Below are 24,626 nucleotides of genomic sequence, written 5' to 3' on the forward strand. Positions count from 1 at the left end.
CGGAGACCCTGCGCCACCTCCGGCTGCTCTTCCGCACCCCGCTCACCGGAGGGTCGGCCGCGGCGGCGGGCGGCCCGCACCTCGTCAGCGACACCACGACCGCGGCGGCCTACCTCTTCGAGGCCGCCCCGGCCGGCGAGACCCCCCGCCTGTCCCTCCCGCACACCTTCACCTCGGTGACCCCGGGCAGCCTGACCCGCCCGACGGGCCTGGTGGTCCTGGGTACGTGACGACGGGGCGGCCGGCTCCGCCGCCCGGCCGGCAAGGCGCTCACGAGGGCTTCCGGCGCCCGAGGCCGAGTTCTTCGCAGCGGCGCTCGTACTCTGCCTCCGCGGCGGCGTCGTGGAAATCGACCTTGTGCCAGCGTTCGGGGTCGTAGCCTTCGCAGTCGCGCCAGACCTGGAGGCCGTCGCAGAGGGCGTTCCAGTTCTCGCGGATCTTGTCGAGGCGCCATTCGTCCCGGGCGCTGAGCACGGCCTCGGGCGGCGGCGCCCACACGAGGACCGTCGTGGGGCCCCGCCTGGTGCGGTAGGGCCTCCAGAACGGCGCCCGGATGTCCCACTCCAGCTGCAGCACGGCGCTGGACAGCATCCGGGCCAGCGCATCGGCCGCCCGGTGCTCGTCGGTGCCCGGATCGTGGCCGGCCTCCAGGGCCTCCAGCTTCGGGTGGAGGAAATCGAAGACCTCCCAGAGGTCGTCCTCCGTGATGTCGCAGGCGTACTGCAGCGGCGCCCGTTCCGTGTCCATGTCGCCCCCGGGAAAACAGCAGGAGCCCCACACTATGTGTGGGGCTCCTGCTTCTTGTGTCCGAGGGGGGACTTGAACCCCCACGCCCGATAAAGGGCACTAGCACCTCAAGCTAGCGCGTCTGCCATTCCGCCACCCGGACTAGGTGGTCGGCCCCGGTTTCCCGCGGCGACATGGACAACAATAGCAAAGGATCGGCGGGGTTCCGACCACTTATCCGGGCGGTGATCCTCCGCCACGCCGGGCTGACCTGCACGCATGCACCGAAGGCCTTAGCAAGACGGATCGTCTCGCCACGGCCGGGGCGGCGCCCGGGTCCCAGTGGTGGGGAGATCGGACGCTTCGCGTCCACTTCTGGATGCCGATACCGGCTGGACAGCGGGGGGAGTCGGGCGGTCGGATGGCTGCGCACACGTCCGGGGGGAGCCGCGCATGGAATCCGAGCACCGCGTCAGCACGTTGGAGCTGTTCTTCGACCTCGTCTTCGTCTTCACCATCACGCAGTTGACAGTGCTTCTGGCGGACGACCTGAGCCTGCGGGGCGCGGGGCAGGTGGTGCTGATCTTCACCGTCCTGTTCTGGATGTACGGGGGCTACGCGCACCTGACCAACCAAGTGCCGCCGGACCGGACGGTCCGACGGGTGCTGCTGATGCTGGCCATGGGGGCGTTCATGGTGTGCGCCCTGGCCGTGCCCACGGCCTTCGGGGCGGGCGGCGTCGCCTTCGGCCTGGGGTACCTGCTGGTCGTCCTGGTCCACGGCGCGCTGTTCACGCAGGCGCACGGGCGCGGGGTGCTGTGGTTCGCGCTGCCCAACGTGCTGTGCGCCCTGGCGGTGACGGCCGCCGGGTTCTTCGACGGGCTGCCGGCCTGGGGGCTGTGGCTGCTGGCGCTGCTGCTGCAGTTCGTGACGCCGATGATCGTGCAACGGGTCACGGCGAGCGGGGCCGCTGCAGAGCCTGAGGCGCCCGAGCAGACGGTCGGCGACCAGCTCGGCGGGATGAACGCGGCGCACCTGGTGGAGCGACACGGTCTGCTGCTGATCATCGTCTTCGGCGAGTCCGTGATCGCGATCGGCATCGGGGTGGGCTCGCTGCCCCTGTCCGCCGGCATCGCGGGCGGCGCCTTCCTGGCGCTCGCGATCGCGTCGGCGATGTGGTGGATGTACTTCGTGCGCGACGAGGGCCGGGCCGAGGAGGTCTTCGCACAGACCCCGCCGGAGCGGCGTTTCAAGCTGGCAATGGCCGCGTACTACTACGCGTTCCTGCCCGTACTCCTGGGCATCGCCGTCTTCGCGGCCGGTGTGAAGAAGACGATCGGGCACCTCGGGGAGCACCTGCACACCGGCCCGGCGGTCGCGCTGGCCGGCGGGGTCGCCCTCTACCTGGCCGGGAACCTGGTCTTCCGTGCGGTGCTGGGCATCGGGCCGGCCCGCTACCGCGCGACGGCACTGGTGCTCGCGCTCGCCACCGTGCCCGTGGGAACCGGCTGGACGGGGGCCGGCCAGCTGGTGGCCCTGTCGGTCGTCCTGGTCGGCGCGGTGGTGGCCGAGGGCGGCCGCTCCCCCGCCGCACAGGCACGGGGAACGGCCGCCGAAGCCGTCACGGGCAGCTGATGACCTGGCCCGCGTAGGAGAGGTTGCCGCCGAAGCCGAAGAGGAGGACCGGGGCGCCGGAGGGGATCTCCCCGCGCTGGACCAGCTTCGACAGGGCCATCGGAATGCTGGCGGCCGAGGTGTTGCCGGACTCGATGACATCGCGGGCGACGACCGCGTTGACGGCGCCGATCTTCGCTGCGAGGGGCTCGATGATCCGCAGGTTCGCCTGGTGGAGGACGACCGCGGCCAGTTCCTCCGGGGTGACTCCGGCCTTCTCGCACACCTTGCGGGCGAGCGGCGGGAGCTGGCTGGTGGTCCAGCGGTAGACCGACTGGCCCTCCTGGGCGAAGACCGGCGGCGAGCCCTCGATCCGAACCGCGTTGCCCATTTCCGGGATCGAACCCCACAAGACCGGGCCGATGCCCGGCTCCTCGCAGGCCTCGACGACGGCCGCGCCCGCTCCGTCGCCGGTGAGCACGCAGGTGGTGCGGTCGGTCCAGTCGGTGATCTCGGTCATCTTGTCGGCACCGATGACCAGCGCGCGGGTGGCGGAGCCGGCCCGGATGGCGTGGTCGGCGGTGGCCAGGGCATGGGTGAAGCCCGAGCAGACGACGTTGATGTCCATCACGGCGGGGCCGCCGCCCATGCCCAGCTTGGCGGCGACGCGCGCGGCCATGTTGGGCGAACGGTCGATCGCGGTCGACGTGGCGACCAGCACCAGGTCGATGTCGTCCGGGGTCAGGCCGGCGCCGGCCAGCGCCTTGCCCGCAGCCTGGTAGGCCAGCTCGTCCACCGGTTCGTCCGGGCCGGCCATGTGGCGCGTGCGGATGCCGACGCGGGACCGGATCCACTCGTCGGTGGTGTCGACCATGGCCGCGAGGTCCTCGTTGGTGAGCACCTTCGCGGGCTGGTAGTGCCCGAGCGCCACCACGCGTGAACCGGTCATGGGCAGGGTCCCCCCTTGTACGGAAGTCAGGATCACCCAGCTTTGCCTGCTACTGGTGGGTACGCGTGCGCGTGACCCGACAGGATTCAGGCACCGGATTTTGGAGCTTCCCGAGGATCCACCTGCCGGGAGCGTCGCGGGAAGCGGAACCGGGACAATGAGCTCGTCGGGAACCGGCGAGCACAGAGGCGAGAACAGAAGGGGTGGGCTGATCACCATGGGACGGGTCACCGAGCGCCGTCGCGTCGTCCGGATCCGGAACGGCGGGGCGGGCATCCGGCCGGACACACTGGTGGCCGAGGAGCCGCTGGAGATACGACTGAACGGCAAACCGCTGGCCATCACGATGCGCACGCCGGGCGACGACTTCGCCCTGGCGGTGGGCTTCCTGGTCAGTGAGGGCGTGCTGGGCGCCGCCTCGGACGTGCAGGCCGTCACCTACTGCGAGGGGGCGACCCAGGAGGGTTCGAACACCTACAACGTGGTGAACGTCCAGCTGGCCGCCGGGGTCCCGGTGCCGGACATCACGCTGGAGCGGAACGTCTACACCACCTCCTCCTGCGGCCTGTGCGGGAAGGCCAGCCTGGACGCGGTCCGTACGGCGACCCGTTTCCCGGGGATCGCCGCCGATCCGGTACGGGTGCCCGCGGAGGTCCTCAGCGCGATGCCGGACCGGCTGCGCGAGGCCCAGAAGGTCTTCGACCGTACGGGCGGACTACACGCGGCCGGGCTGTTCACGGCGCAGGGCGAGCTGCTCGACCTGCGGGAGGACGTCGGCCGGCACAACGCGGTGGACAAGATCGTGGGCCGGGCGTACCAGTCCGGGCGGCTCCCCCTCGCCGGCGCGGTCCTGCTGGTGTCGGGCCGGGCCTCCTTCGAGCTGGTGCAGAAGGCCGTGATGGCGGGCATCCCGGTGCTGGCGGCCGTCTCGGCGCCGTCCTCGCTGGCTGTGGACCTGGCCCTGGAGTCGGGGATGACGCTGGTGGGCTTCCTGCGGGGGCCAGACATGAACATCTACGCGGGCGAGGAGCGGATCACCCTGTAGGGGTACGCCGGAACAGTTCCCTGCCGTGTTCGTGCCCGCCGAGGAACGAGGCCACCACGTCGCTGCCGTCCCCCGGGGTGCCGCCTTTGCCGCTGCCGTGGAGCGTGAACCAACCGTCGCACGCCTGTACCGCGGGCGTTCCCTCGACGGTGGACTTGATCAGGATCAGGATCCCCGGATCTTCGTCCGAGTGGCGCTCGATGGTCCAGCTGCCCTCGCCGGTGAACGTGGCCGCCTGCTGGCTCCGAAGGCACTTCCAGCCCGTGAGGTCCGTGAGGCGGGCCCGGCCGTCGGCCAGGACCTCGACCCGCCCTCCGCGGTCGCCCTGCCACGTGCCGGTGACGTCCTGCGCCGTCAGCGGCACGGAGGGTTTGGCGTCTCTCAAGTCGAGGGACAGGGCCAGCCAGATCACCACAGCGACCAGCAGGCCGAACAACACGAGCACCGCGCGCGCGAGGTTCTGCATGTCAGCGCCCCCGGCGGACGCGGCGCGAGGATTCCTTGGCCGGCTTCGGGGCCGGGGGATCGATGCGGTGGAGGCCCAGGGTGGGCGGGAGCGGGGTGGTGCCGGGGCCCCCGGATTCGGCCCAGGCGATGATCTCGTCCGTCGCGGTGTCGTCCAGGGCCCAGCCGAACCAGGTCGCGCGGGCGCCGCGGCGGCGGGCCTCGGTGGTGGGCTGGACCACGATGACGTTGGCCCGGGCGCAGGGACCGAGGCAGTCGCTCGTACGGACGGCCAGGCGGCCCCCGGAGGCGGCGGCGGCCTCGCGCAGCCGGGCGAGCTGACCGGCGTGGTCGGAGCCGGGGTTCTTGCGGGGGTCACCGCAACAGCAGCCGCGGCAGACCACCAGCGTGCAGGGGCGTTCGGCGTGCGCGGCGAGCGGGCGTATCCAGGTCACCACCGAACGTTAACGGGCCCGGGGCGCGGGCCGTTCGAGCGCGGGCGAGACGTCCGCCACACGGTCGGCGGCGAGTTCGGGCAGCGGGTCCCGGGAGCGGCGCCGGGCGATGACCGCGCAGACCATCAGCTGCATCTGGTGGAAGAGCATCAGCGGGAGCACGGCGAGGGCGGCATGGGCCCCGAACAGCACGCTGGCCATGGGGAGTCCGGCGGCCAGGCTCTTCTTCGACCCGGCGAACTGGATGGCGATGCGGTCCGCGCGGCCGAAGCCGAGGCGGGCCGCGCCGTACCAGGTGACGAGGAGCATGACGGCGAGGAGCACGGCCTCCACGAGCATCAGGGCGGCGAGCCGCGGGAGGCTCACCCGGTGCCAGATGCCCGCGACCACGCCCGCGCTGAAGGCGGCGTAGACGACAAGGAGGATCGAGCCGCGGTCGACGTGGCCGAGGACCTGCTTGTGGCGGACGAGGAAGCCGCCGACCCGGGGGCGCAGGGCCTGTCCGAGGAGGAAGGGCAGCAGGAGCTGGAGGGTGATCTTCAGGAGGGAGTCGAGGGAGAAGCCGCCGCCCGCGCCGCCGCCGAGCAGGGCGGCGGCGAGGAGGGGGGTGAGGACGATGCCGGCCAGGCTGGAGAAGGAGCCCGCGCAGATCGCGGCGGGGACGTTGCCGCGGGCGATCGAGGTGAAGGCGATGGAGGACTGCACGGTCGAGGGGACCAGGCAGAGGAAGAGCAGGCCGTCGTAGAGCGGGGCGGTGAGCAGGCCGGGGACCAGGACGCGGGCGGCGAGGCCGAGGAGCGGGAAGAGTACGAAGGTGGCGGCGAGCACGGTGAGGTGGAGCCGCCAGTGGCGCAGGCCGTCGAGGGCCTCGCGGGTGGAGAGCCGGGCGCCGTAGAGGAAGAAGAGCAGGGCCACGGCCGCGGTGGAGGCGAGGTCGGCGGCGGTGGCGGCCGGGCCGCGGGCGGGGAGCAGGGCGGCGAGTCCCACGGTGGCGAGCAGGGCCAGGACGTACGGGTCCAGGGGCAGCCGGGCGGGGAGGTGCGGGCGGCGCATGCGGGGGTGCTCACTTGCTGTCGGGGCGGGGGCTCCCCCTCATCGTCGGCGGTGGGCGTTCATCGGGAAACCCGCACACCGCACTCACTGCCATCGCGTTCCGTGATGAACGCGGCTAGCGTGGCGGCATGTACGACCCCGTCCAGTTGCGGACCTTCCTCACGGTGGCCCAGACGCTCAGCTTCACGCAGGCCGCGGGGCGGCTCGGCGTGGGTCAGTCCACGGTCAGCCAGCACGTGCGGCGACTGGAGGAGGCGACGGGGCGCCTGCTGTTCGTCCGGGACACGCACAGCGTGGGGCTGACGGAGGACGGCGAAGCACTGCTCGGCTTCGCGCGGACGATCCTGGAGGCGAACGAGCGGGCGGCGGCCTTCTTCGCGGGGACGCGGCTGCGCGGGCGGCTGCGGTTCGGGGCCTCCGAGGACTTCGTGCTGACGCGCCTTCCGGAGATCCTCGAAGGGTTCCGGCACGAGCACCCCGAGGTGGATCTGGAGCTGTCGGTGGAGCTCTCGGGAACGCTGCACGAGCGGCTGGACGCGGGCCGTCTCGACCTGGTGCTGGCGAAGCGGCGGGGGCCGGGGGACGAGCGGGGCCGGCTCGTGTGGCGGGACCGGATGGTGTGGATCGGCGCGGAAGGGCTGCGGGTGGACCCGGAGCGCCCTGTTCCGTTGATTGTCTTCCCGCCGCCGGGCATCACCCGCGCCCGGGCGCTGGAGGTGCTGGAGCAGGAGGGGCGGGCGTGGCGGATCGCGTGCACGAGCGGAAGCCTGAGCGGTCTGATCGCGGCGGCCCGGGCCGGGCTCGGCGTGATGGCGCACACCCGGGGGCTGATCCCGCCGGGCCTGGTGCGGGTCGGCGGCCTGCCGGAGCTCGGGCCGGTGGAGTTCGCCCTGCTGCGCGGGCCGCGTCCGTCGGCCGCGGCCGAGGCGCTGGCGGCGGCGGTCCTGTCCGGCGCGGACCGGCTCACCCGCACCGGCTGACCGCCCGCACCGGCGGCCGGCTGGTCGTCGGACCCGCCGTATCGGCCCCGCCGTATCGGACCGGTCGTCGAACAACCCGCCCGCACCCTCTGGCCCGCACGTCAACGGCGTGAACACCGTGATCGCTGGGGAGGTCTTGTGGAGGTATCCGAAGGCCGGTCACCCTCTGTTGACCGTGCGGTACGTTCACCGCGGCGCGCGGAGAGGAGCGGGGCCTTGCGCGAGATCACCGTCCCACCGGTCGTCACGGGCGCACCCGTCGGCGGCCTGGCCGACATCGTCTTCCAGCACGCCCGCGAGGAGCCGGACCGGGTGGTGCTCGGCCGGAAGACCGACGGGGTCTGGCGGGACGTGACGTCCCGGGAGCTGGCCGCCGAGGTGCTCGCGCTCGCCCGCGGACTGCTGGCCCAGGGGGTGCGGTTCGGCGACCGGGTCGCCGTCATGTCCCGCACCCGGTACGAGTGGACCCTCTTCGACTTCGCCCTGTGGGCGATCGGCGCCCAGCCCGTCCCGGTGTATCCGACGTCCTCTGCCGATCAGGTGCACTGGATCCTCTTCGACTCCGACTGCACGGCCTGCGTGGTCGAGGACGAGGACCAGGCCATGACGGTCGGATCGGTCATCGACCGGCTCCCCCACCTGCGTCGGCTGTGGCAGCTCGACGCCGGGGCCGTGGACGAGATCGTCGCCGACGGCCGCGGGGTCGCCGAGGGCGTCGTGCACCGTCATCGGGGTGCCGTGACGCCCGGCGCGACCGCCACCGTCATCTACACCTCTGGGACGACGGGCCGGCCGAAGGGGTGCGTGCTCACGCACGCCAACTTCATGTACGAGACCGACACCCTGGTCAGCCGCTGGGAGTCGGTCTTCCGGGCCCGGCAGGGCGAGGAGCCGTCCACCCTGCTCTTCCTGCCGCTGGCGCACGTGTTCGGGCGGATGGTGGAGGTGGCCGCCGTCCGGGCCCGGGTGAAGCTGGGCCACCAACCGGCACTGGCGGCGGCCGAGTTGCTGCCGGACCTGGCCGCCTTCCGACCGACCTTCGTGCTGGGGGTCCCGCACGTCTTCGAGAAGGTCTTCGCGGGCGCCCGCCGCAAGGCGGAGGCGGAGGGGCGTACGGGCCCCTTCGACCGGGCGGTGGAGACGGCCGTGCGGTACGCGGAGGCGCGCGAGCGCAAGGCCTTCGGCGCCGGGCCGGGGCCCTCGGCCGCGCTGCGCATGGAGCACCAGCTCTTCGACCGGCTCGTCTACGGAAAGGTCCGCGAGGCCATGGGCGGCCGGGTGCGGCACGCCATGTCGGGCGGGTCGGCGATGTCCCGCCGCCTGGGGCTGTTCCTCGACGGTGCCGGTATCACGGTGTTCGAGGGGTACGGGCTAACCGAGTCGTGCGCGGCGGCCACCGCGAACCCGCCCGGTGCGACCAAGTACGGCACGGTGGGGCGACCGATCCCGGGCAGTACGGTGCACATCGCGGACGACGGGGAGGTCTGGCTGCACGGCAGCCACATCTTCTCCGGGTACCTCAACGACCCCCGGGCCACGGAAGCGGTCCTGCGCGGCGGCTGGCTGGCCACCGGCGACCTGGGCCGGCTGGACGCGGACGGGTACCTGACCATCACCGGGCGCAAGAAGGACATCCTGGTGACCTCCAACGGCAAGAGCGTCGCGCCCGCCGCGCTGGAGGAGCGGGTCCGTTCCCATCCGCTGGTGTCGCAGTGCGTGCTGGTGGGCAACGACCGGCCGTACATCGCGGCGCTGCTCACCCTGGACATGGACGGGATCGCCCACTGGCTGTCGATGCGCGGCCGGCCGCAGTTGCCGGCGGCGCAGCTGGTGGGTGACCCCGAGTTGACGGCGGAGGTGCGCCGGGCGGTGGTGGCCGCGAACACCCTGGTCTCACAGGCGGAGGCGATCCGCACCTTCCGGGTGCTGGGTGAGCAGTTCACGGAGGAGCGGGGTCTGCTGACCCCCTCGCTGAAGCTCAAGCGCCGGGCGATCGAGAAGGCGTACGCAAAGGAGGTCGCGGCCCTGTACTCCTCCTGAGCCTGGTCCGGCCGGGGGCGGTCGCGGCGCAGGTCCGGGCCGTCCGCCGGGTGCCTTTACCCCACAACTGACGGGCCGCCATTTCTACTCGTCGACATCATTGACGATCCGTCAGGTCCCGCACAGAATGCGGGGATTCCAACCGGAGGGGATCCCCGACATGTTGCGACCGATCCGCACCCTGGCCGCCGCGGCGGCGGCTCTCGCACTCGTCTCCGCCTGCAACTCCGCCTCCACCGGCGGCGCGTCCCCCGGCAAGCCGGGCGAGGCGCCCGGCAACTCCCGCGGGGTGAGCGACACCTCGATCAAGGTCGGCGGGATCGTGTCGATGACCAGCGCCAGCGGCTACAGCAAGAAGGACACCGACCTCGGCGCCAAGGCCCGCTACCTCCGGGCCAACGCCGAGGGCGGGATCAACGGACGCAAGATCGACTACCTCGGCGCGGAGGACGACGGCCAGGACCCCGCCAAGAACCTGGCCGCGGCCCGCAAACTCGTCCAACAGGACAAGGTCTTCGCCGTCTCCCCCATGAGCTCGGTGACCTTCTCCGGGGCCGACTTCCTGGAGCAGGAGAAGGTCCCCACCTTCGGCTGGGGCACCCTGCCCGCCTTCTGCGGACCCCAGCACATCTACGGCTTCAACGGCTGCCTGGTTCCCACCCCCGGCGGCACCCTCAACCAGACCTGGCCCGAGGGCATCGGCCAGATCCTCGGCGGGGCCCGGGGCAAATCGGTCGCGATCATCGCCAACGACAGCGACGCCGGCAAGTTCGGCATCCGGACCTTCCAGCAGGGCTTCACCAGTGCCGGGTTCGAGGTCTCCTACGCCAAGGCCTCCGTGCCCGCCACCGCCGTCCCGAGCGACTGGTCCGCGTACGTGAAGGAGATCCTCGCCGCCAACGGCGGCAAGGCGCCGGACGCCGTCGTCTCCGTCATGCAGACCCCGAACAACATCGGCCTGTTCACCGCGCTCAAGCGCAGCGGCTACCAGGGGCTGCTCTCCGACCCGACCGACTACGACCCCGGGCTGCTCGCCAAAGACGCCACCAAGCAGGCCCTCGACGGGGTGCACGTGCTGCTGCAGTTCCAGCCCTTCGAGTCGACCGATCCGAAGATGGCGCAGTTCAAGGCCGACATCAAGGCGGCCGCGGGCGGCCAGGAAGTACCCCTGAGCATGCACATGCTCACCGGGTACATGTCGGCCGACCTCTTCCTCGCCATCGCGCAGAAGGCCGGAAAGGAGCTGACCGTCGAGTCCTTCCAGGCCGCCGCACGGGGCTTCTCCGACACCGGCACGCTCGTCGGCGACCGCGCGGAGCCCAAGGGACAGAAGGACAGCTTCGGCTGCGGGGCACTCGTACAGCTGAAGAACGGCGCGTACGAGGTCTCCGTACCGTTCAAGTGCTACGAACCCATCCCCTTCAAGTAGGGCCGCGACATGGGGGATCTGCTCGTCTTCGTACTGAGCGGTCTGGTCTCCGGCGCCCTGTACGCACTGCTCGCCACCGGGCTGGTGTTGTCGTACTCGGCGTCCGGACTGTTCAACTTCGCGCACGGGGCCACCGCCTACCTGTGCGCGCTCACCTTCTACGAGCTGCACTCGGGGTGGGGCTGGCCCGCCGTCCCGGCCGCCCTGCTGGTGGTCTGCGTCCTGGCCCCCGGTCTCGGCTGGGGGCTGGACCGGCTGATGTTCCGAAGGCTCGCCCGGGTCGGCGAGACCGCGCAGATCGTGGCCACCATCGGGCTGCTGGTGGCGCTGCCGGCCGCCGGGCTGTGGCTGGTCGAACTGCTGGCCGGGGCGGGCGCGCCGGTGAAGCCGGCGGAGAACCAGTTCGGGCTGCCGGGAGTGGGGCCCAGCCCCGCGCGGTCCTGGCAGCTCGCGGACGGCGTCGGCATCGACTCCGACCAACTGATCACCTGGGTGGTGACGGCCGTGGTGGCGGTGGCCCTGTGGGTGCTGATGCGGCACACGCGGCTTGGGTTGCAGCTGCGGGCCGCCGTCGACAACCGCTCGCTGACCGAACTGCGCGGCATCAGTGCCGACCGGCTGTCGTCGGTGGCCTGGATGATCGCGTCGGGCCTGGCGGGCCTCGCGGGGGTGCTGGCGACCCCGCTGCTCGGGCTGTCGGCGCACGACTTCACCCTCTTCCTGTTCGTGTCGGCCACGGCGGCGGTCATCGGGCGGTTCGCTTCCGTGCCGCTCGCCTTCGCGGGCGGACTCGGGCTGGGAGTGCTGCAGAACCTGGTGGCCGGATACGCGTCCTTCGCGGAGTCCGTCACCGGCTTCCGGACGGCCGTACCCTTCCTGATCCTGTTCGGCGGACTGCTGGTGCTGACCCGTACGGCGCGCACGGCGGGGGTCGCGGCCGTGGACGCGCCGCCGATCGACCATCTGGCCGGGGCCCCGTGGGGGCGACGGTGGGGGGTGTGGGCCGCGGGTGCGGCAACGCTGAGCGTGGCGCTCTACACCGTGACCACCCCCTTCTGGAGCGGGCTACTGGCGCAGGGGCTGGCCATCGCGCTCGTGTTCATGTCCTTCACGGTGGTGACCGGACTCGGGGCGATGGTGTCGCTGGCGCAGGGCACCTTCGTGACCGGCGCCGCACTCGTGGCCGGGCTGCTCATGAGCCGGGGCTGGCCCTTCGTGGCCGCGCTGGCGGTGGGCACCTGCGCGGCGGCCCTGTTGGGGGCGCTCGTCGCACTGCCGGCACTGCGGCTGGGGGGCAGGTCCCTGGCCCTGGCCACGCTGGCGCTGGCCTTCCTGGCCGATCAGGTGCTGTTCCAGCTGCGCTGGCTGCGCAACGGCGATGCGGGATGGTCGATCCCGCGACCGGTGTTCGGACCGGTGGACCTCTCCGACGACCGGGCGCTGGCGGTCGCCCTGGTGGTGCTGGTCGCGGTGGTGGCGGCCGGGCTGACCGCGCTGCGCAACTCCCCGTCGGGGCGGGCGATGCTGGCGGTACGGTCGGCCCCGGCGGCGGCGGTCGCCTCGGGGGTCTCCGTACTGCGCACGAAACTGCTGCTGTTCACCCTGTCGGCGGGGCTGGCCGGGTTCGGGGGCGTGCTGTACGCGTCGTACAACACCCGGATCACGGCGACGGACTTCACGGCGATGACCGGGCTGGTGTGGCTGGCGGTGGTCGTGGCGGCGGGTGTGCGCAGGCCCCAGTACGCGGTGGTGGCAGGGCTGGTGTTCGCCGTCGCTCCACCGCTGCTGGCGGACCACGTGACGGCGTCGGCGCACCTGCCGGTGATCCTCTTCGGGCTGGCGGGCCTGGCTCTGGCCAATGATCCGGACGGGTACTGCGCGGCGGTGCCGGTGCGGCTGGCGCGGCGGCGCGCGGCGGGGCCACCGCCCCGGACCCCCGTGCAGCCGGGCTCGACGGAACGGCCCGCCACCGCTTCCCGGGGCTCCGCCCCGGACCCGACGGGGGCTCCGCCCCCGGACCCCCGCGCCTCGAATGCCGGCGGGGCTGAATGTGCCCTGGAGCTGCGGGGCGTCACCGCCGGGTACGACGGCGGGCTCGTGCTGCACGGAGTCGACCTCACCGTCCGCGCGGGCGAGATCCTCGCCGTGCTCGGGCCGAACGGGGCCGGGAAGAGCACCGCCTGCCGGGTCGCCGCCGGGCTGCTGCCGGTCGGGGCCGGGGCGGTGTACGTGGGCGGGCGGGACGCGACCCGGGACGGGCCCGTGCGCCGGTCGCGGGCCGGGGTGCTGCTCGCTCCCGAGGGACGCGGGATCTTCCCCGCGCTCACCATCGAGGAGAACCTGGCCCTGTACCTGCACGACGCCGACGCCCGGGCCGCCGTCTACGCACGCTTCCCGCGGCTCGCGGAGCGGCGCGCGATCCCCGCCGGAGCGCTCTCGGGCGGGGAGCAGCAGATGCTGGCCCTGGCTCCACTGCTCCAGCAGCCGCCCGCGGTGCTGATCGCCGACGAACCTTCGCTCGGGCTCGCCCCGCGCGTGGTGGAGGAGGTGTACGCACTGCTCACCGAGCTCCGCGCCGCGGGAACGGCGCTGCTCCTGGTGGAGGAGAAGGCGGCCGAGATCCTCGGGATCGCCGACACCGTGGCCTACCTCTCCCAGGGCCGGGTCTCCTGGTGCGGGCCCCGGGCCGAGGTGGAGGCGGACCGGCTCACCGAGGCCTACCTGGGGATGGCGACATGAGCGGGGGCGGGTACGTACTCGAGGCCCGCGGGGTCGGTGTGCGCTTCGGCGGCGTCCGGGCGCTGGCCGGGGTGGACCTCGGGGTGCGCGCGGGCGAGGTGTGCGGGCTGATCGGGCCGAACGGCGCCGGGAAGACCACGCTGTTCGACGTGTTGTCCGGGATCCGCCGCCCCGACCAGGGGCGGATGCTGCTCGACGGGGTGGACGTCACCCGCCGCTCCCCCGTCTGGCGGGCCCGGCACGGGATACGCCGGACGTTCCAGCGGCAGCAGTTATTCGGGCAGCTGAGCGTGGCCGACAACGTGCTGGTGGCGCAGGAGTGGCAGGGCGGCGGGGGCGGGCCGGCCGCCGATCTCCTCGCCCTGCCGGCCCGGCGGGCCCGGGAGCGCGAGCGCCGGGCCCGCGGCCAGCGGGTGCTGGCCGACTGCGGGATCGGCGCGCTCGGGGCCTCGTACGCCGGCGGGCTGCCCGTCGGGCAGGCCCGGATGGTGGAGCTGGCCCGTGCGGTGGCCGATCCGCCCCGGGTGCTGCTGCTGGACGAGCCGGCGTCGGGCATGTCCGCGCCCGAGCGCGGCCGGCTCGCGGAGGTCGTGCGTGCGCTGGCGGAGCGGGAGGGCTGCGCGGTGCTGCTGGTCGAGCACAACGTGGCCTTCGTGATGGAGCTGTGCGCGCGGGTCGTCGTCCTGGACCTGGGGACGGTGCTGGCCGAGGGCACTGCGGCCGAGGTCAGGGCGAACCCGCTGGTGCGGGAGGCGTACCTCGGGACCTCATGAGGACGCGCACGAAAACATTGGCGGGAATACGTCGCACGAGGGGCCGGTTATCGCCCCTCGTGCAGCGCTCCACCACCATCGCCGCATCAACGCACCAACGCTCCGACGTGAGGGAACGACCAGACGTGAACCAGGTCCCCGCCATCAAGCTCAACAACGGCACGCTCATGCCCCAGCTCGGCTACGGCGTCTGGCAGGTGCCGGACGCGGAGGCGGAACGCGCCGTCGGGACGGCCCTGGAGGCCGGTTACCGCAGCATCGACACGGCCGCCATCTACGGCAACGAGGCGGGCACCGGCAAGGCCGTCGCCGCCTCCGGGCTGGCGCGCGAGGAGCTGTTCGTCACCACCAAGCTGTGGAACGGCCGGAAGCAGGAGTGGGGCCGTGACCAAGTGCTGCGCGCCTTCGACGATTCCCTGGCCAAGCTGCGCCTGGACCACGTCGACCTGTACCTGATCCACTGGCCGCGGCCGATGCGCGACGACTTCGCCGCCATCTGGAAGACCTTCGAGGAGATCGCGGCGAGCGGCCGCGCCAAGGCGGTCGGCGTGTCGAACTTCCGCCCGGCCGACCTGGAGCGCATCGCCGCCGAGAGCGAGCTGGTCCCGGCCGTGAACCAGGTCGAGCTGCACCCGCTCTTCCCGCAGGCCGAACTGCGCGCCGTGCACGCCGGGCGCGGGATCGCCACCGAGGCCTGGTCCCCGCTGGGCCAGGGCAAGGAGCTGCTGACCCTCCCGGCCGTGGCCGCGATCGCCGCCGCGTACGGGCGCAGTGCTGCGCAGGTGGTACTGCGCTGGCACCTCCAGCACGGGAACATCGTGATCCCGAAGTCGGTGACCCCCGCGCGCATCCGGGAGAACCTGGACGTGTTCGGCTTCGAGCTGGCGGCCGCGGACATGGCGGCGCTGGACGCTCTGGGCGCGGGCGCGGCGGGCCGGCGGATCGGGCCGGACCCTGCCGAGTTCGACGTGTGACGCGATCCGGGTTCGGGTTCGGGGTCCGAGTCCGCTCCCGGCTCCGGGCGGGCCTTCGCGCGGGTCAGACGCGTACGAAGCTGCGTATGCGGTACGTCGGCTCCGCGCGCGGGACGTCCTGGTCCGGCAGCAGTTCCAGCCGGGCCGCCAGCTCCTGTGCGGTGATGCCGCGCGGGACGATCCGGGAGGCGTACCGGCCCGCGAGCAGGGACTTGGCGGAGCCGCGCGGGGTACGGCCCTGGCCTCGGCCGGTGAAGAGGGCCTCGCCGACCGCCAGCAGGCCCGCCCTGGCCGCGTAGGCCTCGACCTCCCCGGAGGCGTCCGAGGGGGTCGGGGTCAGGTGTGCGGCGAAGACGGCGTCGATGTCGCTGCCGACGTCGTGCGCCGAGTCCTTGTCCACGGTGGCGAGGAAGACCCCGCCGGGCCGCAACACGCGGGCGGCCTCGGCGATCACCGCCGGCACCAGTCCCGGCTCGCGCAGCAGGTGCAGCAGCCACACCGCGCTGACCGCGTCCACGGACTGCGACCGGACCGGCAGCCGGGCGGCGTCGGCGAGGGTCACCGGGATGCCGCGCCGCACCGCGATCGCGGCCATGCCGTGGGAGGCGTCCGCGCCCAGGACCCGCAGGGCGGGGCGGCTGATCCGGCTGGTGACGATGCCGGTGCCGCAGCCGAGGTCGAGGAGGGTGCGCGCGTCGGCGGGAAGCAGCTCGAGGACGGCGGCGGCCGCGGCCTCGGCGCGCGGGACGCCGCCGCGGGTGGCGTCGTAGGCCTCGGCCTCGGCGTCGTAGTCGAGCAGGGATCTCACGGACGGTATGTGCGTGGTCATCAGCTCGCGCCGTGGGCCGGGGCGAGGGCCTCGACGCGTTCGGCGAGGGCGAAGTCGGACTCCGTCACCACGCCGCCCGCATCATGGCTGTTCACGGAGAGCCGGACCGTGTTGTAGCCGAGCGTCAGGTCGGAGTGGTGGTTCAACTCCTCCTGAACGGAGGAGATGTGGACGACGAGGGCGCTCGCGGCGAAGTGCGTGCCCAGCCGGTAGGTGCGGAAGATCCGGTCGTCCTCGAAGGCCCAGCCGGGGAGTTCCCGCAACCGGTCCTCGATCTCCTTCTGTGACAGCGGCTCACTCGGCATGCACCGGCTCCTTTTCCCCGTGACGTGTAGTCAAGGTTCCCACAGTGCACACCGGGCCAATCCTTTCGCGCCATAGTGCGCTCGGGTGCTCCTACACCTTCCAGGTCCGGCGCACCCCCCATATGCTCCTGCGCCGAACACACTGTTACCTGCGGTAACGAGGGGGCATCCGTCATGGCGGGCACAGGAAGTTCCAGGCGTACGTTCATCGCGGGCGCGGGCGCGGCGACCGCCGCCGGGGCGGTCCTGGCCGGGGCCGGGGCGGCTCCTGCGGCAGCTGCCGGGGCCGGACCGGCGCCCGCCGGACGGCGCGTCGCGGTGCTCGGCGGCGGGGTGGCGGGCCTGACGGCGGCGCACGAACTCGCCGAGCGCGGATACGCCGTGACCGTGTACGAGCGGCGGGCCCTCGGCGGCAAGGCGCGCAGCATGGACGTACCCGGCAGCGCCCGCGGCGGGCGCCGGCCGCTGCCCGCCGAGCACGGCTTCCGTTTCATCCCCGGCATCTACCACAACCTGCCCGACACCATGCGGCGCATCCCGTTCCCCGGGAACGCGGCCGGGGTGTGGGACAACCTCGTCGCTCCGCGCGAGATGATGTTCGCCCGGGCGGCCGGGCGCGAGGACCTTCGCGGACCGATCCCCTGGCCCGGGCACTCCCCCGCCGAACTGACGCCCGAGGAGATCCGGCGCGCCCTCGCCGGCATCCTGCAGACACTGGTCCGGCTCCCGCCGCACGAGACGGCGTACTTCGTCGACCGCGTGCTGGTCTTCCTGACCAGCTGCGACGAGCGGCGCGAGGAGGTCTGGGAGCGGACGCCGTGGTGGGACTTCGTGCGCGCGGAGCAGATGTCGAACGAGTACCGGCGCATCCTCGCCGTCGGCATCACCCGCAACATCGTGGCGACCAAGGCCGAGGAAGCCTCCACCCGTACGGTCGGCACCCTCGGCGAGGCCTTCGTCCTCAACGCGCTGGGGCGCGGGGCGGACGGCCCGCCCGACCGGATCCTCAACCTGCCGACCAACGAGGCCTGGATCGACCCCTGGGAGGCCCATCTCCGTTCCCTCGGGGTGGAGTTCAGGATCGGCTGGACCGTACGGGAGGTGCGCTACGCAGGTGGCCGGGTGAGCGGGGTCGCCGTCGAGGGCCCGGACGGCGCCGGGCGGACCGTCACTGCCGACCACTACGTGAGCGCCCTGCCCGTCGAGCACGCCCGCCGCACCTGGAGCGCGGCGCTGCGGGCCGCCGATCCGATGCTGGGGCGCTGCGACAAGCTACAGACGGACTGGATGACCGGCATCCAGTTCTATCTGACCGAACGGGCCGAGCTGGTCCACGGCCACCTCAACTGCATCGATTCACCGTGGTCGTTGACGGCGATCCAGCAGGCCGAACACTGGCCGTCCCGCGACTTCCCGGCCGACTACGGCGACGGAACGGCGGTCGACTGCCTGTCGGTGGACATCTCCGAGTGGGACGAGCCGGGCATCCTGTACGGGAAGACGGCCAAGCAGTGCACGCGCGAGGAGGCGGCGCGCGAGGTGTGGGCCCAGCTGAAGGCCTCCCTCAACGACACCGGGCGGACCCTGCTGACCGACTCCGCGCTGCACTCGTGGTTCCTGGACCCGGGCGTGGACGGGATCGGCACCCCGCACCCCACCAATCAGGACGAGCTGCTGATCCACCCGGTCGGCACCCTGCACAACCGGCCGAGCGCCGGCACCCGCATCCCGAACTTCTTCCTGAGCGGGGACTACGTCGCCGTCGACATCGACCTCGCGACGATGGAAGGGGCCAACGCCTCGGCGCGCGCGGCCGTCAACTCCCTCCTGGACCGGGACGGTTCCGACGCCCCGCGGTGCGCCGTCCATCCGATGTACCGGGCGCCGGAGCTGGAGCCCGCCAAACGGCACGACCGGTGGCGCTACCGTCTCGGCCTGCGCAACGTGTTCGACCTGGGCTGACCCCTCTCAGCTAACGTCGTACGCATGACGACGACGAGTGTGGGCACCTTGCTGCGCGCCTGGCGGGAGCGGCGCGGCATCAGCCAGCTGGAGCTGGCGGGCCGCGCGGACTCCTCGTCCCGGCACATCAGTTTCATCGAAACGGGCCGGTCCCGGCCGAGCGAGGAGATGGTGCTGCGGCTCGCCGGCCATCTCGACGTACCGATGCGGGAGCGCAACTCCCTGCTGCTCGCGGCGGGTTATGCCCCGCACTACGCGCACACCGCGCTGGACGACCCGGCGATGGAGACGCTGCGCGAGGGCATCGCCCGGCTACTGGCCGGGTACGAGCCCTACCCGGCCCTGGTCGTGAACGCCGTGTACGACGTCGTCGCCGCCAACCAGGGCATCGCGATGTTGCTGGACGGGCTGCCGGAGCACCTGCTGACCCCGCCGCTGAACGCCATGCGGATCACCCTGCACCCCGAGGGCCTGGCCCCGCGGATCCACAACCTCAGGGAGTGGCGCGGGCACCTGCTGGCGCAGATGGAACGGCAGATCGCACTGGCCCGCTCCGAGCCGCTGCGCGCCCTGTACGAGGAGGTGTCGGCCTATCCGGTCGCCGAGCGCCCGGGCGGCGACAGCGCCCCGGAGGAGGCCACCCCGTACATCGCGCTGCCACTGGTCATCGAGCACGACGGGCACCTGCTGTCCTTCGTGTCGTCCATCGCGACCTTCAACACGCCGATGGACGTGACCGTCGCCGAGCTGGCCATCGAGACGATGCTCCCGGCCGACCCGGCGACGGTGAAGTACCTGCGGTCACTGGGAGGCTGAGCCCGAGCGCAGGGCGAGCTGCTGGAGCACGGCGAAGCCGGCCACGGTGACGGCCTGCGCCGGGATCCACAGCAGCCCGGCGGTGGTGGGCTCGAACCAGAGCGCCAGCGACGCCAGGCTGAGGGCGGCCCAGACGTAGTTCGTCTCGATGACGAGCTTCACGGGAAGGACGGGCGGCTGCCGCCGCGAGGCGAGCCATCCGACGCCGGCCCCGTACGCGACGAGGAGGATCCCGAGTTCCAGCAACAGCCCCTGCCCGACCCCGAGCAGCCTGCCGAGCGGGGCGGACAGGGCGACGTAGGCGAGTCCGTTGGCGGTGGTGACCACCGAGTCGAGGGCGAGGAACCGGCGCAGCGCGGTCTGCGGGACGCGGTTGCGGGCGAAGCCGGCGAGCGGGGTCGCGGACATGGGAATCAGCCTCCATCGAGGTCGAACGGCCGGGTGGGACACGGATCCCGGGACCGAGTGCGCGGCCCCGGAACCCGATGCGCCCACTGTGCCGGGGCCCGCGAAGAGGGTCGATTACCCCGGAGGTAATCCCAGTTGGGGCAGGCATGCGCCGTTGAGGTGTTGGTCGGCGACTCATGAGCTGCGGGTGAACAGCGGAGCACCGAGAGCCATCATGTCCGTCCGGGGCTGGCGAGCCCGGGGTCAACGGCGACGGCGCTTGACGATCACCGTGATGCCGAGACCGAGGCACACCGCAGCGACGGCGCCGAGTGCCGGCCACTGCCAGGAGAAGCCGGCTTTCGCAGCCGCTGATTCCGCGCGTGGCGCCGCAGCCGCTGTTTGACCGGCGCTGGGTGTGGCGGCCTTCACCGGGGCCGGGCCGTCCAAGGGGTCAACGTCAGGTGCCCCCGGGTCCCCCGCGCGATCGAGCAGCACCTTGCTGGGGCGGGGGATTCCGTAGCCGACGTAGTCGTTGCGCTTGACGCCGTCGCGGGGGGCGCCGGCGGTCTGGATGAGGACGCGGGCCACCTGGTTCGCGGTCCAGTCGGGGTGGGCCGACCAGACGAGTGCGGCGGAGGCGGAGGCCAGTGCGGTGGCGTACGAGGTACCTCCGTCCGACATGCACCAGGCGGTGTTCTCCTTGCAGCGGATCGGGGTTTTGCCACCGAAGGAGGCCAGGTCCGTGTCCTGCCCGTGGGAGGACAACGGCATGGGGTCACCGTTGATGTCAACGGCTCCTACGCCGAGGATTCCCGGCAGTATGGCGATGGGGTTGGTGGAGTTGTTTCCCGCGCCTTCGTTACCCATCGCGGTGAAAACAAGCACGCCCTTGCTCTGGGCGTACTCGACAGCAGGCCTGAGCTTGTCGAACGACCACCAGCCGCCGATGGACAGGTTGATGATTTTGGCGCCGTTGTCAGCCGCGTACCGAACGCCCTTGGAGGCTTCGCCGATCGCGCCGAACGCCATGGCCGTGCCGATGCTGGTGCGGATGGGCATCACCTTGGCGCCGGGAGCGAGGCCCCGCGGGCTGCCCGCTGAGCCGTCGCCGACGATCGCCGCGGTCATGGTGGTCCCGTGCCCGTCGAAATCGTCGTGCGGCGGGTACTTCTGGTCCGGGTGGTTGACCGGCGGCTCCATGAACGACACGCCCGGGAGGACTCGCCCCTCCAAACCCGGCACATCCTTGACGCCGCTGTCGATGACGGCCACCGTGATGCCGGTGCCGTCCGCCACCTTCCACATCTCCTGGGCTCGCATCTTCGTGAGGTACTCCGGCAGGTCGGTATCGGCGGCAGCCGGCATCACCGTGCCCGCGCTGATCGCCCCGACTGCGACGATCATGGCCGCCGCTCTCCGCCACGACCCGTTTCGACGTATGCTGCCCCGCATTTATGCCCCTCTGTGTCCACGCGCGCTGCAATCTCGCGCGGACCCACCCCATCACACTGTCCGTCCAGGGCAGCACCTGACTCTCCGTGAACTCCGGCTCCTGTGAGGCACGACACCCCGCCCATGTGCGGCTGGTGACACGGTTCTCCCCAGCACCTCAGCGTAGGGGTTCAGGCGCTGCCCGGTCGGGAGCTCCAGCGGGATCGAGCGCACCCCACGGGGTCACCTCATTGGTGCGCGTCACTGCGGCGTTCCGGCCTGGGCGACCCGTCAGATCGGCAGCGGCGCGTGCCAGCGCGTTCCGGGGTCTTCCTGCCCGTACTCGCCGGGGGAACCCGCCTGCTGCGTCGGGACACCGGTGATGCGCCCCCTGCCGACGAGGCCGCCCCCGGGCCCCGTCGCCCACATGACGAACTCGTCGCCGGCGGCCAGGTGCGCAAGGTGCCGTCCGACGCTCCAGGAACTGAGTTCGTGGCCGTCCTGCCGGTACCTGTCGAGCTCGAACTCCTCCTGGTTGCACGCCAGAAGCCACGTCGCCATACCCACCCCCGTTGGGTCGAGGAGATCCACCACACGAGGCTACGACAGGGCACCGACAACCCGCGGACCCCACCCGCCACGCGCACCTGCACGCCCGCCCCCGGGGATGCCGACCTTCGTGAGCTGTACGGCAGGAAACGTTGGGGGTTCCTCTGGTTCGGCCGAGGGCGGGGGGCTAGGCTTCGCGAAGTCGATTCACTCGAACACCTTGTCGACATATGGAGAATCCGCCGGTGCGAGCCGCCGCCCGACCCGATCTCGCCACCATCCGGGGTCGCACCACGGGCACACGACGTACGCAGCACCGTCACGCGGCCCGGCCGGCTGTCGCCCCGGGGCCGGAAGTCACTGGCCGACCACTTGGACGACCTCCTCGCGCGCTCGGGGCAGCTCGGAGTTCCGGGCACGAAGGGCGGGACGCCGACCGAGGGCGCCACCGCTGAGGGAGAAACACCGTGCCGCGCCGCGACCCGCAGCCGCCGGTCGCCGCATCCCTCACGCCGATGCCCTCAGCACGGCCCTGACAGAGAGCACGCCACGATGAACCAGTCCACCCCGCCCCGCCACGCGGTCGTCATCGGCGGCAGTCTGGTCGGCCTCCTCGCGGCGGCCGTCCTCGCCGAGCACGCAACGGTCACCGTCATCGACGCCGACCCGCTGCCCGGGGGTTCGGCCCCGCGCCGTGGACTCCCGCAGGCCCGGCACACCCACCTCCTGTGGTCGGGCGGTGCCCGGGCCATCGAAGAGATCCTGCCCGGCATCACCGACGACTGGACGAAGGCGGGTGCCATCCGCCGCAGCCTGCCCACCGACCTGGTCACCAAGACCGCCCACGGCTGGATCCCGCGCTTCGGGGAGAAGCAGTTCAACATCTCCTGCAGTCGCGATCTCCTCGATGCGGTGGTCCGCGCCCGGGTGACCGCTCTGCAAGGGGTCTCCACGCTCCAGCGGAGCCGCGTCCGCGCCCTGGAGGGCACGGCGTCCCGGGTCACCGGCGTGCTGGTCGACACCCCCGAGGAAGCGGGCCGACTGGTGACCGCCGACCTCGTGATCGACGCGAGCGGCCGCGGCTCGCGCGCCCGGACCTGGCTCCAGGCGCTCGGCGTCAGCGGCATCCGGCAGGCCGAGGTCGACTCGGGCCTCGTCTACGCGACGAGGATCTTCGAAGCCCCGCCCGGAGCCCACGAGATGGGCTTCCCCATCGTCAACATCCAGTCCGACCCCCGGGTGCCCGTCCCGGGCCGGACGGCCACGGTCGTGCCCATCGAGAACGGCCAGTGGCAGGCCACCCTCTCCGGGACCCGGGGCGGCCAGCCGACCGACGACCCCGACGCGTTCATCCCGTTCGCCAAGGCCGTCCGCGACCCGATCGTCGGTGAGCTCCTGGAGGGCCGCAAGCCCCTGACGGACGTCGCCGTCACCCAGGGCACCGCCAACCGCCGGATCTACTTCGAGAAGGCCGAGCTGCCCGACGGGTTCTTCGCCGTCGGCGACTCCGTCGCCACCTTCAACCCGCTGTACGGACAGGGCATGTCCGTCGCGGCCCAGGGCATCCTGGCCGTACGCACCCTGCTGCGGGCGAAGGGGCTGGAGCATCCCGGCATCGGCCGCGAGGCGCAGCGTGCGATCGCCCCGCAGGTCAGCACCGCCTGGGAGCTCGCCACGTCGCAGGACATCCTCTACCCGGGGGCCACCGGGATGGAGCCGCGCGCCGGCACCGGCCTGCTCAACCGGTACGTCGACCGGCTGATGACGGGAGCCACGACCGATGAGGCGCTCACCGCCGCCCTGTTCGAGGTCATCACCATGAGCACCGCGCCCACCCACTGGATCCGCCCCTCGATGGTCTGGCACGTCCTGCGCACCTCGGACCGGGGCGCGCTGAAGGCGCCGCCGCTCACCGCCGCCGAGCGGGCCGTCGCCGGACTCGACCCGGTCGGTGCCTGAGGCGCACGGATCCCGGACGTCCGGACCGGCTCCCGGCTCCCGGCTCCCGGCTCCCGGGGAAAGCACGACGCCCCGGACCGAGGCCGGGGCGTGCGTGCGCGTGTGCGGGATCCGCGCGGTGGGATCAGAGCTCCGCGAGGTCCAGTCCGGCCTGCGCGGCGGCCGCCTGCACGGTCTGCTCCAGCAGTACGGCGATGGTCATCGGGCCGACACCACCCGGTACCGGCGTGATCAGCGAGGCCCGGGCGGCGGCCGACTCGAAGTGCACGTCGCCGACGTTGCCCTCGTTGTACCCGGCGTCCAGGACCACCGCGCCCGGCTTGATGTCCTCGCCGCGGATGAACTCGGCCTTGCCGACGGCGGCGACCAGCACGTCCGCCTGGCGCACGATCGAGGGCAGGTCCTGGGTCCGCGAGTGGCAGTAGGTGACGGTGGCGTTCTGCTCCAGCAGCAGCATCCCGGCCGGCTTGCCGAGGATCGCGCTGCGGCCGACGACGACGGCGTGCTTCCCGGTCAGGTCGACGTCGTAGGCGGCGAGCAGCCGCATGATGCCGCCGGGGGTGCAGGAGACGAAGCCCGGCAGCCCGAAGCCCATGGCGGCGAAGGAGTGCATGGTGACCCCGTCGACGTCCTTGCCCGGGGCGATGGCCTCGAAGGCGGCGCGCTCGTCGATGTGGTGCGGGACGGGGTGCTGGAGCAGGATGCCGCTGATCTCCGGGTCCTCGGACAGCGCGGTGAGGGTGGCCACCAGCTCCTCGGTGGTGGTCTCGGCCGGCAGCTCGACGTGGCGGGAGGTGATCCCGGCCTTGGCGCAGCGGTTCTGCTTCATGCGGACGTAGGTCACGGAGGCCGGGTCCTCGCCGACCAGCACGGTCGCGAGACAGGGCGCGGTGCCGGTGCGCTCCGTGATCTTCGCCGCGTGGGCGGCGGTCTGCTCCGAAATGCGGCGGGCGAGGGCCGTGCCGTCCATCAGCCGGGCGGAGCCGGTGGCAGGGGCGGTGGCAGTCTGGGCGGTCGTCACGGGGTCTCCTGAACGTCGCTGCGGATCGCGGTTCGCCCAGGCGCGCGGCAGCCGACGTACCGGAGGTCCACGGGTACGCCGGGCCGCTCCCCGGTGGTGATCCACCCGAACGCCAGTCACGGCCCGCCGACCACTGTAGTCGA

Annotated in this window: 22 protein-coding genes, 1 tRNA gene and 1 riboswitch; of the genes, 11 read left to right on the plus strand and 12 right to left on the minus strand. The window is 72.4% G+C overall.

Features of this window, described 5'->3' with window-relative positions; translation table 11 throughout:
- Positions 1–270 precede the first annotated feature (270 nt).
- Both OG207_RS09270 and OG207_RS09275 read right to left on the minus strand, forming a co-directional pair.
- Positions 271–747 carry a hypothetical protein gene (locus OG207_RS09270; RefSeq protein WP_329097582.1) on the minus strand — a complete coding sequence of 159 codons (477 nt, stop codon included), beginning with the start codon at positions 745–747 and terminating at the stop codon, positions 271–273.
- Between the two features lie 57 nt (positions 748–804).
- A tRNA-Leu gene (locus tag OG207_RS09275) sits at positions 805–889 on the minus strand.
- Between the two features lie 290 nt (positions 890–1,179).
- Between OG207_RS09275 and OG207_RS09280 the strand changes: the two genes are divergently transcribed.
- Positions 1,180–2,361 (plus strand): low temperature requirement protein A, encoded by a 1,182-nt coding sequence (locus tag OG207_RS09280; RefSeq protein ID WP_329097584.1) that lies wholly within the window; start codon positions 1,180–1,182, stop codon positions 2,359–2,361.
- Here the strand turns inward: OG207_RS09280 and OG207_RS09285 are convergent.
- Positions 2,348–3,289, minus strand: coding sequence for a beta-ketoacyl-ACP synthase III (locus OG207_RS09285; RefSeq protein WP_266606403.1), 942 nt, complete (start codon positions 3,287–3,289; stop codon positions 2,348–2,350). The two genes, OG207_RS09280 and OG207_RS09285, sit on opposite strands and share 14 nt — an antisense overlap.
- Before the next feature lie 217 nt (positions 3,290–3,506).
- Here OG207_RS09285 and fdhD point away from each other — a divergent pair, with 217 nt between their 5' ends.
- Positions 3,507–4,334 carry a formate dehydrogenase accessory sulfurtransferase FdhD gene (fdhD, locus tag OG207_RS09290; protein ID WP_329097586.1) on the plus strand — a complete coding sequence of 276 codons (828 nt, stop codon included), beginning with the start codon at positions 3,507–3,509 and terminating at the stop codon, positions 4,332–4,334.
- Here fdhD and OG207_RS09295 read toward each other — a convergent pair.
- Genes OG207_RS09295 through OG207_RS09305 form a run of 3 tightly spaced genes read right to left on the minus strand, consistent with a single transcriptional unit; the run spans position 4,324 to position 6,286 of the window.
- Positions 4,324–4,800 (minus strand): hypothetical protein, encoded by a 477-nt coding sequence (locus OG207_RS09295; RefSeq protein ID WP_329097587.1) that lies wholly within the window; start codon positions 4,798–4,800, stop codon positions 4,324–4,326. The two genes, fdhD and OG207_RS09295, sit on opposite strands and share 11 nt — an antisense overlap.
- Before the next feature lies 1 nt (position 4,801).
- A complete protein-coding gene (locus tag OG207_RS09300) occupies positions 4,802–5,233 on the minus strand; it encodes a (2Fe-2S) ferredoxin domain-containing protein (RefSeq protein ID WP_329097588.1) in 432 nt (143 codons plus the stop codon).
- A gap of 9 nt (positions 5,234–5,242) precedes the next feature.
- Entirely contained in the window at positions 5,243–6,286 is a 1,044-nt protein-coding gene (locus OG207_RS09305) for a bile acid:sodium symporter family protein (protein ID WP_329097590.1), read from the minus strand.
- 128 nt (positions 6,287–6,414) lie between these two features.
- Between OG207_RS09305 and OG207_RS09310 the strand changes: the two genes are divergently transcribed.
- The 6 genes from OG207_RS09310 to OG207_RS09335 all read left to right on the plus strand — a co-directional run bounded on the left by OG207_RS09310 (position 6,415) and on the right by OG207_RS09335 (position 15,221).
- On the plus strand, positions 6,415–7,266 hold the full coding sequence (locus OG207_RS09310; protein WP_329097591.1) for a LysR substrate-binding domain-containing protein: 852 nt from the start codon (positions 6,415–6,417) through the stop codon (positions 7,264–7,266).
- Positions 7,267–7,482: 216 nt separating this feature from the next.
- Positions 7,483–9,306 carry an AMP-dependent synthetase/ligase gene (locus tag OG207_RS09315; protein WP_329097592.1) on the plus strand — a complete coding sequence of 608 codons (1,824 nt, stop codon included), beginning with the start codon at positions 7,483–7,485 and terminating at the stop codon, positions 9,304–9,306.
- 160 nt (positions 9,307–9,466) lie between these two features.
- Positions 9,467–10,735, plus strand: a complete 1,269-nt coding sequence (locus OG207_RS09320; RefSeq protein WP_329097594.1) for an ABC transporter substrate-binding protein — start codon at positions 9,467–9,469, stop codon at positions 10,733–10,735.
- A 9-nt stretch (positions 10,736–10,744) separates the two neighbouring features.
- Positions 10,745–13,474, plus strand: a complete 2,730-nt coding sequence (locus OG207_RS09325; RefSeq protein ID WP_329097596.1) for an ABC transporter permease subunit — start codon at positions 10,745–10,747, stop codon at positions 13,472–13,474.
- Entirely contained in the window at positions 13,471–14,247 is a 777-nt protein-coding gene (locus OG207_RS09330; RefSeq protein ID WP_329097597.1) for an ABC transporter ATP-binding protein, read from the plus strand. Before OG207_RS09325 ends, OG207_RS09330 begins: the two co-directional genes overlap by 4 nt.
- A 125-nt stretch (positions 14,248–14,372) precedes the next feature.
- Positions 14,373–15,221, plus strand: coding sequence for an aldo/keto reductase (locus OG207_RS09335; protein ID WP_329097599.1), 849 nt, complete (start codon positions 14,373–14,375; stop codon positions 15,219–15,221).
- A gap of 64 nt (positions 15,222–15,285) precedes the next feature.
- Here the strand turns inward: OG207_RS09335 and OG207_RS09340 are convergent, their stop codons facing one another.
- Both OG207_RS09340 and OG207_RS09345 read right to left on the minus strand, forming a co-directional pair.
- A complete protein-coding gene (locus OG207_RS09340; protein WP_329097601.1) occupies positions 15,286–16,050 on the minus strand; it encodes a class I SAM-dependent methyltransferase in 765 nt (254 codons plus the stop codon).
- Complete coding sequence (locus OG207_RS09345; protein WP_329097603.1) at positions 16,050–16,355, minus strand: 4a-hydroxytetrahydrobiopterin dehydratase; 306 nt, start codon at positions 16,353–16,355, stop codon at positions 16,050–16,052. Before OG207_RS09345 ends, OG207_RS09340 begins: the two co-directional genes overlap by 1 nt.
- A 174-nt stretch (positions 16,356–16,529) precedes the next feature.
- Here OG207_RS09345 and OG207_RS09350 point away from each other — a divergent pair, with 174 nt between their 5' ends.
- The gene (locus tag OG207_RS09350; RefSeq protein WP_329097604.1) at positions 16,530–18,317 is read left to right on the plus strand and encodes a hydroxysqualene dehydroxylase; all 1,788 of its coding nucleotides are present in this window, start codon (positions 16,530–16,532) and stop codon (positions 18,315–18,317) included.
- 24 nt (positions 18,318–18,341) lie between these two features.
- Positions 18,342–19,133 carry a helix-turn-helix domain-containing protein gene (locus tag OG207_RS09355; protein ID WP_329097606.1) on the plus strand — a complete coding sequence of 264 codons (792 nt, stop codon included), beginning with the start codon at positions 18,342–18,344 and terminating at the stop codon, positions 19,131–19,133.
- Here OG207_RS09355 and OG207_RS09360 read toward each other — a convergent pair.
- From OG207_RS09360 to OG207_RS09370, 3 genes are all read right to left on the minus strand, one after another.
- A complete protein-coding gene (locus OG207_RS09360; protein ID WP_329097607.1) occupies positions 19,119–19,541 on the minus strand; it encodes a hypothetical protein in 423 nt (140 codons plus the stop codon). The two genes, OG207_RS09355 and OG207_RS09360, sit on opposite strands and share 15 nt — an antisense overlap.
- 243 nt (positions 19,542–19,784) lie before the next feature.
- Entirely contained in the window at positions 19,785–20,927 is a 1,143-nt protein-coding gene (locus OG207_RS09365) for a S8 family serine peptidase (protein ID WP_329097608.1), read from the minus strand.
- Between the two features lie 318 nt (positions 20,928–21,245).
- Complete coding sequence (locus OG207_RS09370) at positions 21,246–21,515, minus strand: hypothetical protein (protein WP_329097610.1); 270 nt, start codon at positions 21,513–21,515, stop codon at positions 21,246–21,248.
- A gap of 540 nt (positions 21,516–22,055) precedes the next feature.
- Here OG207_RS09370 and OG207_RS09375 point away from each other — a divergent pair.
- A complete protein-coding gene (locus tag OG207_RS09375; RefSeq protein ID WP_329097612.1) occupies positions 22,056–23,462 on the plus strand; it encodes an NAD(P)/FAD-dependent oxidoreductase in 1,407 nt (468 codons plus the stop codon).
- A 124-nt stretch (positions 23,463–23,586) separates the two neighbouring features.
- Here the strand turns inward: OG207_RS09375 and OG207_RS09380 are convergent, their stop codons facing one another.
- Positions 23,587–24,432, minus strand: a complete 846-nt coding sequence (locus OG207_RS09380; protein ID WP_329107508.1) for a bifunctional 5,10-methylenetetrahydrofolate dehydrogenase/5,10-methenyltetrahydrofolate cyclohydrolase — start codon at positions 24,430–24,432, stop codon at positions 23,587–23,589.
- 78 nt (positions 24,433–24,510) lie between these two features.
- Positions 24,511–24,613, minus strand: a riboswitch (ZMP/ZTP riboswitch).
- Positions 24,614–24,626: the final 13 nt, after the last annotated feature.

The organism is Streptomyces sp. NBC_01439, assembly GCF_036227605.1.
In the GTDB taxonomy this organism is placed as follows: Bacteria; Actinomycetota; Actinomycetes; order Streptomycetales; family Streptomycetaceae; genus Streptomyces.

Coding starts and splice junctions, on each gene's coding strand:
- OG207_RS09270 (WP_329097582.1), bottom strand. CDS start 747: ATGGACACGGAACGGGCGCCGCTGCAGTACGCCTGCGACATCACGGAG.
- OG207_RS09280 (WP_329097584.1), top strand. CDS start 1,180: ATGGAATCCGAGCACCGCGTCAGCACGTTGGAGCTGTTCTTCGACCTC.
- OG207_RS09285 (WP_266606403.1), bottom strand. CDS start 3,289: ATGACCGGTTCACGCGTGGTGGCGCTCGGGCACTACCAGCCCGCGAAG.
- fdhD (WP_329097586.1), top strand. CDS start 3,507: ATGGGACGGGTCACCGAGCGCCGTCGCGTCGTCCGGATCCGGAACGGC.
- OG207_RS09295 (WP_329097587.1), bottom strand. CDS start 4,800: ATGCAGAACCTCGCGCGCGCGGTGCTCGTGTTGTTCGGCCTGCTGGTC.
- OG207_RS09305 (WP_329097590.1), bottom strand. CDS start 6,286: ATGCGCCGCCCGCACCTCCCCGCCCGGCTGCCCCTGGACCCGTACGTC.
- OG207_RS09310 (WP_329097591.1), top strand. CDS start 6,415: ATGTACGACCCCGTCCAGTTGCGGACCTTCCTCACGGTGGCCCAGACG.
- OG207_RS09320 (WP_329097594.1), top strand. CDS start 9,467: ATGTTGCGACCGATCCGCACCCTGGCCGCCGCGGCGGCGGCTCTCGCA.
- OG207_RS09325 (WP_329097596.1), top strand. CDS start 10,745: ATGGGGGATCTGCTCGTCTTCGTACTGAGCGGTCTGGTCTCCGGCGCC.
- OG207_RS09330 (WP_329097597.1), top strand. CDS start 13,471: ATGAGCGGGGGCGGGTACGTACTCGAGGCCCGCGGGGTCGGTGTGCGC.
- OG207_RS09340 (WP_329097601.1), bottom strand. CDS start 16,050: ATGACCACGCACATACCGTCCGTGAGATCCCTGCTCGACTACGACGCC.
- OG207_RS09345 (WP_329097603.1), bottom strand. CDS start 16,355: ATGCCGAGTGAGCCGCTGTCACAGAAGGAGATCGAGGACCGGTTGCGG.
- OG207_RS09350 (WP_329097604.1), top strand. CDS start 16,530: ATGGCGGGCACAGGAAGTTCCAGGCGTACGTTCATCGCGGGCGCGGGC.
- OG207_RS09355 (WP_329097606.1), top strand. CDS start 18,342: ATGACGACGACGAGTGTGGGCACCTTGCTGCGCGCCTGGCGGGAGCGG.
- OG207_RS09360 (WP_329097607.1), bottom strand. CDS start 19,541: ATGTCCGCGACCCCGCTCGCCGGCTTCGCCCGCAACCGCGTCCCGCAG.
- OG207_RS09365 (WP_329097608.1), bottom strand. CDS start 20,927: ATGATCGTCGCAGTCGGGGCGATCAGCGCGGGCACGGTGATGCCGGCT.
- OG207_RS09370 (WP_329097610.1), bottom strand. CDS start 21,515: ATGGCGACGTGGCTTCTGGCGTGCAACCAGGAGGAGTTCGAGCTCGAC.
- OG207_RS09375 (WP_329097612.1), top strand. CDS start 22,056: ATGAACCAGTCCACCCCGCCCCGCCACGCGGTCGTCATCGGCGGCAGT.
- OG207_RS09380 (WP_329107508.1), bottom strand. CDS start 24,432: ATGGACGGCACGGCCCTCGCCCGCCGCATTTCGGAGCAGACCGCCGCC.